This is a genomic window from Chitinophagales bacterium, assembly GCA_017303835.1.
Lineage (GTDB): Bacteria > Bacteroidota > Bacteroidia > Chitinophagales > Chitinophagaceae > JAFLBI01.
This window is the reverse complement of sequence record JAFLBI010000001.1, coordinates 2,080,526-2,093,363: the sequence shown is the minus strand read 5'-3', so window position 1 is coordinate 2,093,363 and position 12,838 is coordinate 2,080,526. Positions and strand designations below refer to the sequence as shown.

Here is a 12,838-nt window from a genome sequence, read left to right as displayed (position 1 = left end):
TCATCAAGAGCAGATTACTTACATGCATTGAAGTCAGCACCTAAGATGCCTCTGCCGCCGCCGCCCCCTGCACCAACACCCGTACAGATAACACCTATTGTACAACAGACAATGCCAAATATTCCGCCAATGCCACCGTCGAGTGGTAGTAAGTCATATTCAAAGACTTTTAGAAACTTAATCATTGGTGGGATTTTTGGATTAGTAGCTGTATTGGCCTACAAAAAATATGAAGAGTATAGAGAGAGGAAAAGATTTCAGAAGTGAAGAACCCACAAGTCATACTATCTGGCTTTACAGTAGAGGAGTTCACTGCTCTATTGGTACAGGCTTTGCGTCCTATCATTCAAGAGGAGGTAAGAGCTGCTTTGGAGAAAGAGCCGGAGAAGTTACTTTCGCCAGCTAAAGTATGTGAGCGATTTGAACCTAAGCTTTCTAAAACTACCCTAACTAAATGGGCTGACCAAGGGCTAATAGAAAAACATCAAATGGGTGGTCGAACCTTTTACAAATTATCCGAAGTTTTGCAGAAGTCTAAGACGCTTAAGCGGTATAAAAATTAGTATATAAGAACCTATAACAATGACACCATAAGTGTTATAGAATATCCTTCTCTCATTAAATGGTCAAACCGGAATCCCCCCATTTTAACCATCGTGCTGTATTTATTCAAAAAAGCAGATGACGAGTAATGGCTTTTTCTTTATAAAGTGGCACAATAAATATCTGCGAATTGCAATTCAGGATATACTTTTTATAGAGGGTGCCCGTAATTATTGCAAGATTGTAACCTTAGGGCAAACATATGCAGTTCATATAACGATTAAGGAATTACAAGACTTATTCGGGGTTGCACAGTTTGTGCGTATCCATAAGTCATATCTAGTTAACATTACACAAGTCAAATCTTTTGATCGTTATTCTTTACAAGTTGGTGCAGTAAATCTGCCAATTGGAGCAAACTTCAGATCAGACTTTGAGAACAAAATACTAATCATCTAAGAAGCATTATATAGCGCTACAATCCTTTTCATTATCTTAGGTGCATTGATTTTCAATGTGTCATGACTGAAAAGCTGGATACGATAGCTGAAATGGACTTGGTAGCGCGTCTTATCAAAGATGATATGGCCGCTTTTGACCAACTATTCTGGTTGTATCAGAAAGCTGTTTATATGAACGTATTGAAGTTAACCAAGGATTCGGGTGTTGCAGAGGATATTGTACAGGAAGTGTTTAGCACTTTATGGCAAAAAAGAGCCAGCTTAGATCAAGAGCGATCCATTGGGGGGTGGTTGTTTATTTCCAGTTATAACCGGGCTATTAACGCACTGAAGAAGAAGAGTCGGGAAGCAGTACTGCTGCAAGAGGCAGCTAAAGAGTTAGCAGAAGATGATACACAGGATGATTTAACCGATATACAATTGAGTATTCTGGAGAAAGCAATAAGCCTACTTTCTCCCCAGCGCAAACGTGTATTTGAATTATGTAAGCTGCAAGGCTATACTTATGAGCAGGCAGCACAGGAAATGGGTATTTCGAAGCATACCGTGAAAGAATATCTTGCAGCGGCCATTTTGCAGATTAAAAATCATGCACAGCAGGATGCCGATAAACTGGCAGCCATTACCCTAATTGTACTCTTACAGCATAGTTAGTGGGCCATACATCCCCCCTTTCCTTGAATTCGATTGTATTTATCCATAAAGTGCTTTTATGGATCAAGGCCTTAGGCTACAATTATTGCAGCTAATTAATGAGCAGGAATGGACGGATGGGGAGAAAGAATGGCTGTTGGCTTTTCTTCAAACGGATGAGGCCGATAGTTTAAGGATTATTTTGTATGAATCATTTCAACAACAGCTCGCTACACCTTTGACGGAAGAAGAACATGTATTGGCTGAAGCGATGCTACAGCATATACATGTGAGATTGGGTTTTGTAAAGTCTCGTCAGCAAGAACCCGTGATATCAAAGCGCTTAATAATTTATCTCTCAGCCGTGGCGGCTGTCTTGATTTTTGTGATAGGTTTTTCATTGATGTATCGTCATCAGGAATCAGTTCCCAAGTCAGCAACTGCAAAGGTTTCAAAAGCTGACGTAGCACCCGGAGGCGACAAAGCTGTACTGACACTAGCAGACGGAACTGTAGTTTTATTAGATGATACAAAATCCGATACGCTTGCGAAACAAGGCTCATTGCATATTGTACAAGGAGATAATGGAATGCTTGCTTATGAACAAGATCAGCAATCGACTATTTCTGCTCAACTGTATAATACAGTCGCTACGCCCCGAGGCGGGCAGTATAAAATATTGTTGTCAGATGGTACACAGGTATGGCTAAATGCGTCCTCTTCAATAAAATTTCCGGTTGTTTTTAGTAATTCTGAAAGACGGGTAACAATAACAGGTGAGGTTTATTTTGATGTAGCCAAGTCTGGTAAGCCATTCTATGTTCAGGTAGATGAAAGGGCAGAAATTTTAGTAACAGGTACCAAGTTCAATGTTAATGCATATAAAGAAGAAGCTGTTATTAAAACAACCTTAGCGGAAGGTAAAGTACAAGTAAGGAAACAAGGTGTTGCGCAATACCAAAAGCTTGATGTGGGGGAGCAGGCTGAATTATCGAATGATATAAGCATTAACAAGCAGGTAGATATGGATGCCGTATTGGCTTGGATAAATGGCAAGTTTGATTTTGGAAGTGAAATGGATATACAGGATGTGATGCGTCAGGTGGCAAGATGGTATGATATAGAAGTGGTGTATGAAGGCGAAGTGCATAGTAAGATTGGGGGGAGCATTTCACGTAACGTACCAGCATCCAAAGTATTGGAAATGATCGAGTTAACAGGTACGGTGCATTGTAGTATTGAGGATAAGCGGGTGATTGTGCGTTCTGGAAGTAAAAAGAAATAAACAGAAACCGGAAGTGCGGCAACACTTCCGGCGAAATTCTGGAGATAAAAATAGTCGGCAAGACTTGTATTCATCAACCAAAACAACCAAAGTTATGGAAATCTTTTTTTCCGCTGCTCAACAAAGCCTCAACGGAATGTTGATCAAACTTGCAAGAGAAAAACTACTAAGAATGAAACTATTAGTCTCCTGTCTACTTTTTGTAGTGCTACAATCTAACGCATCTGGATTTGCACAGGTTAGCATTAATGAGAAAAATGCACCACTTCAAAAAGTTTTACGGCAGATTGCCAAGCAAGCAGGTTATGATGTTTTGTATAATGTTGGTTCTTTAGAAAATGCAGGAAAAGTCACCTTAGATCTAAGGAACGTTTCTTTGAATGAGGCAATGGAAAAACTATTGGCATCAAAACCGCTTTCTTTTTCAGTTATCGATCGTACAATCGTGATTAAGCCTCTTGCTGATACAAAGCCCAAGGATGAAGTTCAGTTAGTCAGTAATAAAGAACTTAGTCAAGGAATTAAAGTTTCGGGGCTTGTTTTGAATGAGAATAAAGAGCCTGTAGTCGGTGCTTCCGTATTAATTAAGGGAACTACTAAAGGTGTTGCAACGAATCAAAATGGTGTTTTTGAATTGACTGATGTTGATCCTGAAGCCATATTAGTTATTTCTGCTGTGAATATAGAAACGACTGAGTTTAAAATCAATAGTAAAAGTTTGATTCAGCAGATTACAGTTAAATCAAGATTTTCTCCCTTGGATGAAGTTCAATTGATTGCTTATGGACAAACAACCAAAAGATTTAAAACTGGTGCAGTTACATCGGTTAAAGCTGAGGTAATTGAAAAACAGCCTGTATATAATCCTATTCAAGCTTTACAAGGCCGTGTGGCAGGTGTTGCTATTACACAAACATCGGGCGCATTAGGTAGTAATATCGAAATGCAGATTCGTGGTGTGAACACTATACAGTCTGGTAATCAGCCTTTGTTTATACTGGATGGAGCAATATTGCCAGCTGCGAACAGATCAGGTTCGGGTGGTTATATGCCTTGGGGTGCATCAACTTTGAATGCGATTAATCCTGCTGATATTGAGAGCATAGAGATTTTGAAAGATGCTGATGCCACTTCTATTTACGGTTCAAGAGGTGCTAATGGTGTTGTTATCATCACTTCAAAGAAAGCAAAGTTAGGAGCATCTAAGGTAACAGTAGATGTGAGTACTGGTATCAACCAAGTTATTAATCTTCCTAAAAGAATGGGTCTGCCTGCATATTTAAAGCTCAGGAATGATGCATTTAATTTAGGTAACTACAATCCAACTACCGGTGTAGCAATTAATCCAATTACTCCAACGGCCTCTTCTGCTCCAGATCTTGTTACATGGGATCAGAATAATGCAACACAAGATTGGGCTGTGTATGAGTTTGGTAACAGAGCTCCAGTATTAAATGTTCAAACAAATTTCTCTGGTGGGAACAAAAAGCTGAACTTTTATGCAAGTGCCGGCTATCTTAAGCAAAATGATATTACGAGAGGAAATCCTTATCAGGAGAGAATTTCAGGAAGTTTGAATATAGCTCACGTGTCTGTGAATGATAGACTGAGAATCAACTTTAATACAAACTATGTTTTGGATAAACTTTATCCTTCAAGGGGGGCTATTCAAGTCCTTGGTGGTTTAACACAATCATTGCCGCCGAATATGCCCTTGAGAAATCCTGATGGTACACCTTGGTTTCCATCTAGTAGTATATCACAAAATGGTTTATTGTTAAACCCAGATGCTCCTGAAAATGCAACTCAGAGCTCAATTACAAAAAGTTATGTAAATAACCTAGATTTAAATTATAGGATATATAAAGGATTAACCTTTAAAACACAAATCGGCTTTAACTACCAAGTTAATACAAGAGAAAGTGGTGTACCATCTACAGCATTGAACCCAATTAATCCCGGGGTATTAATTCCTAATGCGAGCTTTGTTGATGCTTTTTTTCAATCCTTGAATATTGAACCGCAGTTGAATTATACCAGTAAGCTTTTCAGCGGAAAGCTGGATGTTTTAATGGGTGCCACTTCATTTAGTAGAAGTAGTGAAACTTACCAGATTAATTTTGACGGATTTACATCTGATCTTTTATTGAGAAGCTGGTCGGCATCTACTAATGTTTCCAGTAGAAGCTCTGTTTTTAACGAGTATAAATTTTCTTCTCTTTACGGTCGAGTTAATTATCAGCTAAATGATAAGTACTTATTAAACCTAACATTTAGAAGAGATGGCTCTTCTAGATTTGGGCCTAATAAACAGTGGGGAGATTTTGGTGCTTTTGGTCTGGGATGGATTTTCAGTAGTGAGCAATGGGCTAAGCAACTCTTTCCTTTTGTTAGCTTCGGTAAACTGAGAATGAGTTATGGTAAAAGTGGTAATGACAATATCCCAGACTTTAGATGGACGAATCTTTTTACCGCCAGTAATATCTGGTATAATGGAGGTTCCGGGCTTGCTTCAACCTATTTGAGTGATCCTTCAATTGGATGGGAATCAAGTTATAAAACTGATGCTGCTTTAGAGTTGGGCATATTAAAAGACCGTATTCTTTTCAATATCAACTGGTATCGTACCAAGTCAACCGATTTGCTTGCGGATTACCCAGTACCATCTACAACTGGTTTCAACTCATTTTTATCGAATATTCCCGCAGTGGTAGAAAACAAAGGATGGGAGTTTGAATTAACAACAAATAATACGCGTCCTAATGCAACGCTGCAGTGGAGAACCAACTTTAATATTACGTTACTAAAAAATAAACTGCTGGAGTTCCCAGACCTTGATAAATCTGCCTTTGCAAATCGCCTGCGTATAGGTTTACCTGTAAACAGCCCTAGGTATCCTTTAGCTGCAGAATGGACGCAAAAGTATGAAGGGGTTGATCCTGCAACAGGGCTGCCAGTTTTCAAGGACTTTAATAAGGATGGCATAATAAACGCAACCGACATTGATTTTGTAGGCTCTGCTATTCCCAGAACATTTGGTGGTTTAGGTAATACTATTTCTTACAAAGGGTTTGACCTGGATATTTTCTTTCAATTTTCACAGCAATTCACCAGTAATTGGCTATATGGTTCAACTTATCCTGGGCAGTTATCCAATCCTGTAGCAGAATGGGAAGGGAACTACTGGAGACAACCTGGGGATATAACCAAGTATCCAAGACCTTTTTCTGGTACAGTAGGTACATTAACCAATTTAATGTCTTCAGTATTTCCAACTTCTTCAGTTGCACTAACAGACCTAATGTACATAAGACTTAAAAATCTCTCCATTACCTATAATCTACCCACAGCTTTTTTATCTAGAGCAAAACTAAGTAGGGCGGCATTATATCTAAGAGGTCAGAATCTGCTTACATGGACCAGTACTCGCATTGATAAAGATCCTGAATTGGTACAGTTAAGAGGCGGTATGATGATGCGCAGTTGGTCAGCCGGGATACAAGTTTCTTTTTAAATATTAAAGTTATTGTCATGAAAAATATATCAATATACGCTACGAGAATAGCCTATTGTATAATGCTCACTTTAATGGTGGGTTCCTGTAGCAAATCATTAGATGTTGCTTTACCGAATGACCAAATTTCTGATCAAACCCTTTTTACGACAAAACCAACAATCCTTTCAGCGATGAATGGTATGTATAGTGCATTTGCAAATCAATCCAACATCGCTACAAGAATGCGCTCTTTATATTGGCTTTCTGATGAGGGTGAAATATCGCCTGCCCCAGGAACAGAAATAGGAGATATGATTACCGCAAATCTTGTTGCAACCAATCAGTGGTTCCCCTCATGGTCTTGGTTTTATACACCAATTTACAGAGCTAACCAGTTGATTGAAGCACTACCGAATGTACCTTTAACAGTTATTACTGAGACAGAGAAAAAACAATATATCGCAGCAGCAAAGTATGTAAGAGCAGTTAATCATTTCATGCTGGTTACTTCATGGGGTGATATCCCCTTGGTGATGAATACAAGTGTTGATATCAATAAATCTATCACCAGAACACCTGTAAGTACAGTATATGATGCTATCATAAAAGACTTAAGAGAAGCTGCAAACGATTTGCCAGCAACCGTGAATGTTTCGAATTCAAGAACTATTCATAATCGCTTTCAAGCTATGGCGTTCTTAGCTCGGGTATATTTATATCAAGGGAGCTGGTCTGATGCGGAAACCGCTGCAACAGAAGTGATCAATAGTGGTCAGTATCAGATTGTTACAGGAGTAAATAATGTATTCAGAAGAGGGTCTAGAGAGGCTATTTTATCATTGGCTGAGACTGCTACAAGTGCATCATTTTTGAATAGGACTGCTATTGGCTGGAATACACTTCCAGCTAATGCCGGTAATACAAATACGCTCAATTGCGCAATACCAGTAAGCTTACTCGCAACTTTTCAGTCTGGTGATCAAAGAGCGGTTGAGGGTAATTGGGTGGTTACACTATTTGGGAAAAAATTTGCTAACAAGTATTTGTATAGTCTAAATGCAACCACTGCACAGGCTGCAGCAAACCCCCAAGACTATGTTTTACAAAGATACGCTGAACTTTTCTTGATCCGTGCTGAAGCAAGAGCACAACAAAGTAATCTTGCGGGTGCAGTATCAGATATCAACGTAATTAGAAACCGTGCAGGTTTAACAAATTTCATTTCTTCAAGCCAGCCTGCTATTCTTACAGCAATAGAAAGAGAACGGGTGTGCGAATTATTCTACGAAGGACACAGATGGTATGATCTGAAGAGAACTGGTCGGTTGAATACGGTTCTCTCAGCCGTTCCATATAAAGCAGCAAACTATAAATCTTATTATGATTTATGGCCGGTGGCTCCACGAGAGCTGCTCGCTAACCCCGCTTTAACTCAGAATCCAGGCTATTAAACAATTATTATGCAGAAACTAATTATAAGCTTTGTATTAACATTCCTATTTGTCTCAGCTGTTGTAACAGCACAAACAGATATTCAATTTTCAAGTGGCTCTTGGAAAGAAATACTTGATGAAGCAAAGCGCTTGGAAAAGCCTGTCTTTGTAGACGTCTATACCAGCTGGTGTGGCCCTTGTAAACAAATGTCTAAAAATGTCTTTACACAAAAAGAGGTTGCTGATAAGTTTAATGCTTCTTTTATTAATTATAAGATTGATGCTGAGAAAGGTGAGGGTGTTGAATTAGCAGCAAAATATAAGGTTACAGCATATCCTACCTATTTGTTTGTAGATGGAAACGGAAATTTGGTCTATAAAAGTTCTGGTTCCATGCCAGCTGAACGTTTCATAAATGAAGCCGGTATTGCATTAAATGAGTACAAAGATCCTAAGCCATTAGCAGTTTGGGAAGAAGCATATCAAAGCAAGAAAAATGATGTTGAGTTTCTTTTTGAATATTTGAATAAGCGTAAAAAGCAACGTTTAAATTCAGCAGATATCCTTGATCAAATTTTTCTACTAGTTGGTAAATCGTCTGTAGAGCGTCAGGAGTTTTTAGCAGATATGGGTATGTTTATTTATATGAATACAGATGGGCCTTTGTATAATTACTTAAAATCTGAGCGTGCATTTGTGGCAAATCTATATGAGCAAAGAATGAAAAGAAAATTTCAGATAGATGCTTTTTTAATTGCTGTTGCTAAGAATGACGTAGATCGTGCAATACTGAATAATGATGTTGAATTGCTAAAGAAAATAGAAGCCCATTTACTTTCCTTCCCTCCAGACCCGAAAGATGAATATCCCGTTGAATGGAGAGGGATGGAAGCGAGGATGAAATTCTATACACAAAATAAGGAAAGAAAAGCGCTAACTGATGTTCTGAAAAAATACACTACAAGTGTTTTAGCATATGATGTACAGAAAATCAAGTACAGAGATTCGCTTGCATTGGATGCATTTGATAAAGATGTCGCTGCCGGAAAGCTAAAGTTTTCAACTCAAGAAGCTCTTCAGATATCCAGAAACGCAAGGGCTAATTATCAACTGACGATTTATGCCTATAAAATAAGAGAGATCGTGCGCTCTGTTTTTCAGGTGATTGATGAAAAAAAAATGTTAACACAATCATTAGACTTGATAAATCAGGCTTTGACATATAGCCAAAACTTTACACTATTTGAAGCTAAAGCTGGAGTGCAGTATAAGCTAGGTAAGAGTGTAGATGCACTGGAAACGCAATCAATTGCTTTGGCTGAATTGCAAAAAACATTAGCAAAACTTTCGGTTGGAAATGAAAAAGCTTTAAACAGGATCAATTCAAATATGGAGAAAATGAAAAAAGGCGAACCAACTTGGACTGTCTTTGATGATGAAGTTTCAGGTAGAGTATCTACTTCAAAAAAACAGAAAAATTAGGGTTGGGCACGGCAATGCAAAACCGTTATACATTAAAAGGCAAGACTTGTATTTACTAAACCAAAACAACCAGCTTTATGGAAAAGATTTTTTTCAGCATTAGAGGCGCACTCATAAATGCACGCGCCCTCAAGCTGACAAGACCTAAACTGCTTCGTATGAAAATGATGATTTCATTTTTGTTATTCATGGTACTGCAAGGTACTGCTGCAGGCTTTGCCCAAATTAGCGTGGCTGAGAAAAATGCCTCTATACAGAAGGTTTTACGTTCTATAAGTCGCCAATCAGGCTATGATGTTCTGTATGATGTAGAGACTCTAAATAAGGCAGGTAGAGTTAGCATTGATATAAAAAATGTTACTTTGATTGAGGCTTTGGATCGATGTTTAAATAATAAACCACTTACTTACTCTTTTATAGAGAAAACGATTGTGATAAAGCCGAAAGTGCAATCTGTTTTAGCATTTGATCAAGTTGCTACTGTGCCTGTTGATCTTGGACCAAAAATTAAAATCATTGGCTCAGTGGTGAATGAAAGCAATGAACCAGTTATTGGTGCTTCTGTTGTTGTAAAAGGTACGAACAAAGGTGTTTCAACAGATGACAAAGGCGTATTTGAGCTTGCAGATATTGAGTTGCCTGCCATTCTTGTGGTAAGCTCTGTTAATATTGAAACGCGTGAGTATATTGTTAATGCCAAAAGCCTTTTTCAGCGAGTAGAGGTGAAGTCTAAAGTGTCGCCCTTAGACGATATACAGATTATTGGTTATGGTCAAACAACACGTAGAAACAAAACAGGCGCTGTGTCAACAGTTAAGTCAGATGTTATCGATCGTCAGTCAATTACAAATCCATTACAGGCAATACAAGGAAGGGTAGCGGGTGTATCAATTACACAAACTTCAGGTGCTATAGGAAGTGGTATGGAAATTAGAATTAGGGGTGTTAATACCATAGAAGCAGGTGATCAACCTTTGTACATTGTAGATGGAGCTGTTATGCCTGATCAGAATAGGGGTTTAGGTACCGCTGTTGGTAGTTATATGTTACTAGGAAGTACTACAATGAATAATATTAATCCCGCAGATATTGAAAGCATTGAAATTTTAAAAGATGCTGACGCAACAGCCATTTATGGCTCTAGAGGTGCTAATGGTGTGGTATTAATTAGTACTAAAAAAGCGAAACTTGGTTCGACAAAATTCAACTTCGATGTAAATACATGGGCAAATACTTCTACCTATCTGCCACCCCGAATGAATATTTTTGAATATCTGACCATGCGTAGAGATGCTTTTGCAATGGGAAATCATAACCCCACAACAGGAGTGGCAATAAATCCTATTACACCTACAGCAGCTAACGCGCCCGATCTTATTTCATGGGATCAGATTTTTGCCACAACAGATTGGGTAAAATATGAGTTTGGTAATAGAGCACCAGCTGTCAATGCTCAGGCTAATTTATCAGGAGGAGATAAAAAGCTCAGTTTCTACGCTAGTGCGGGATATTTCAAACAAGCTGATATTACACGTGGTAGCCCAAATCTAGAAAGATCTTCTGTTTCGCTAAGTGTGAATCATACGTCAAATAATGACAGATTTAAATTAGCTTTTTCTACAAGTTTTACTGTAACGAATCTCCGACCATCGCGCGGAGGCGGATCTGGTGGTTTATTACAAAGTATGCCACCTAATATGCCTATGAGAAATGCAGACGGTACACCTTGGTGGCCATTGCCATCTATAACACAGAACAGTTTATTGCTAAATCCTCTTGCTGTTGAAGAAGCTAGAACGGTAAATAGTACGAATAACCTAATTGCTAATCTGGATATCTCATATAGAATTTTACCTGGGTTAATTTTTAAAACACAATTTGGATATAATGAACAACAACGTATTAATCAAACAACAACCCCTTCTTCAGCAATCAATCCATTAAATCCTGGTACTACTATTCCTAATGCAGGCTGGTCAAAAGCGGTATTTACTTCAATCAATATTGAACCTCAATTAAGCTATACTACCAAACTTGGTCTGGGTAAGGTGGATATGTTATTGGGCTCCACCTTTTTCGATCGAAAAAATACAAACAATAGTTTAAGTCTAGATGGTTTTACTTCAGACTTATTATTACAGAGTTGGGCTGCTGCAACCAGTATTTCGGGACGCTCCAATTCATCTAATATATATCGTTTTAATTCCTTATTTGGTCGATTCAATTACAATTGGGATAGCAAATACCTGATTAATCTAACATTCAGGAGAGATGGATCTTCAAGATTTGGACCTAAAAAGCAATGGGGCGATTTTGGTGCTGTAGGTCTGGGTTGGATATTTACCAGTGAAAAATGGATGAAAAATATTTTACCTGCTTTAAGTTATGGTAAAATACGTGGCAGCTTTGGTACAACTGGAAATGATAATATCTCTGATTATAGATTTACCAGCTTATATTCTTCCAACTTCTATAATGGTCAGTCCGGTCTTTCTCCAAGTTATCTTACAGATTCATCAATCAGTTGGGAAATGAGTAGAAAGTTAGATTTGGCATTAGAGCTTGGTTTCTTTAATGATCGTGTATTAGTTAGTGCAAACTGGTATAGAACAAGATCAACCAATTTGCTTGCCAGTACGCCAGTGCCAACACAAACAGGCTTCTCAAGCTTTATTACCAATCTCCCTGCTGTAGTTGAAAATAAAGGTTGGGAATTTGAGTTGACTACAAGAAATACTTTGCCCCAGAAAAAATTTCAGTGGAAAACAAACTTCAATATCACCCTATTGAAGAATCAGTTATTGAAATTTCCTGAGCTTGAAAAATCTACATATGGAAGCAGGATGAAAATTGGTCTGCCGGTCAATAGCCCACGACTACCTTTAAATGCTGAGTGGTCACAGATTTATGAAGGTATTGATCCGGCTACAGGCCTGCCTATTTTTACTGACCTAAATAAGGATGGTTTAATTAATAATAATGATCGAACTTTTATTGGTTCTGCAATACCAAGAACGTTTGGTGGATTGGGTAATACGTTAAGTTATAAAGGGTTTGAATTAGACTTTCTTTTCCAGTTCTCTAGACAGTTAACTACTAACTGGATGTTTAATAATACCTATCCGGGTCAATTAAATAATCCTGTATCCATTATTACAGGCGGGTATTGGAAGCAGCCTGGTGATAATGCAAGATTTCCAAGGCTATTCTCCGGTGCCGCTTCAAATACAACTACCAACTTGTTGACGGCTATTTATCCATTGTCATCTGCTACATTGAAAGACCTTTTGTATGTCCGACTAAAGAATATTTCATTGTCATATAGCTTTCCGACAGAATTTTTACAGAAAGCGAAACTATCTAGAGTGGTTATTTATTTAAGAGGTCAGAATATAGCTACCTGGACTTCTGAGTTCATTTACAAAGATCCAGAGCAAGTTTTTTCAAGGGGAGGATCCATGATCAAATCATGGACAGCTGGTATTCAGGTCACTTTATAACCTCA

The 12,838-nt window shown here is 38.2% G+C and carries 9 protein-coding genes; 8 read left to right on the top strand and 1 reads right to left on the bottom strand.

From position 1 onward, the window contains the following. Positions 1-14 precede the first annotated feature (14 nt). Positions 15-185 carry a hypothetical protein gene (locus J0L83_09410; GenBank protein ID MBN8664780.1) on the bottom strand — a complete coding sequence of 57 codons (171 nt, stop codon included), beginning with the start codon at positions 183-185 and terminating at the stop codon, positions 15-17. A gap of 44 nt (positions 186-229) precedes the next feature. Here J0L83_09410 and J0L83_09405 point away from each other — a divergent pair, with 44 nt between their 5' ends. The 8 genes from J0L83_09405 to J0L83_09370 all read left to right on the top strand — a co-directional run bounded on the left by J0L83_09405 (position 230) and on the right by J0L83_09370 (position 12,833). After that, positions 230-406 (top strand): hypothetical protein, encoded by a 177-nt coding sequence (locus J0L83_09405; GenBank protein MBN8664779.1) that lies wholly within the window; start codon positions 230-232, stop codon positions 404-406. Between the two features lie 275 nt (positions 407-681). Then, on the top strand, positions 682-1,002 hold the full coding sequence (locus J0L83_09400) for a LytTR family transcriptional regulator (protein ID MBN8664778.1): 321 nt from the start codon (positions 682-684) through the stop codon (positions 1,000-1,002). A 62-nt stretch (positions 1,003-1,064) separates the two neighbouring features. Next, positions 1,065-1,658, top strand: a complete 594-nt coding sequence (locus J0L83_09395; protein ID MBN8664777.1) for a sigma-70 family RNA polymerase sigma factor — start codon at positions 1,065-1,067, stop codon at positions 1,656-1,658. Between the two features lie 58 nt (positions 1,659-1,716). Beyond that, positions 1,717-2,922 carry a FecR family protein gene (locus J0L83_09390; protein ID MBN8664776.1) on the top strand — a complete coding sequence of 402 codons (1,206 nt, stop codon included), beginning with the start codon at positions 1,717-1,719 and terminating at the stop codon, positions 2,920-2,922. A gap of 94 nt (positions 2,923-3,016) precedes the next feature. Beyond that, on the top strand, positions 3,017-6,436 hold the full coding sequence (locus tag J0L83_09385) for a SusC/RagA family TonB-linked outer membrane protein (protein MBN8664775.1): 3,420 nt from the start codon (positions 3,017-3,019) through the stop codon (positions 6,434-6,436). A 17-nt stretch (positions 6,437-6,453) separates the two neighbouring features. Further along, a complete protein-coding gene (locus J0L83_09380) occupies positions 6,454-7,869 on the top strand; it encodes a RagB/SusD family nutrient uptake outer membrane protein (GenBank protein MBN8664774.1) in 1,416 nt (471 codons plus the stop codon). A gap of 9 nt (positions 7,870-7,878) precedes the next feature. Continuing rightward, complete coding sequence (locus J0L83_09375) at positions 7,879-9,333, top strand: thioredoxin family protein (GenBank protein ID MBN8664773.1); 1,455 nt, start codon at positions 7,879-7,881, stop codon at positions 9,331-9,333. A gap of 158 nt (positions 9,334-9,491) precedes the next feature. Continuing rightward, positions 9,492-12,833 (top strand): SusC/RagA family TonB-linked outer membrane protein, encoded by a 3,342-nt coding sequence (locus J0L83_09370; GenBank protein MBN8664772.1) that lies wholly within the window; start codon positions 9,492-9,494, stop codon positions 12,831-12,833. Positions 12,834-12,838 lie beyond the last annotated feature (5 nt).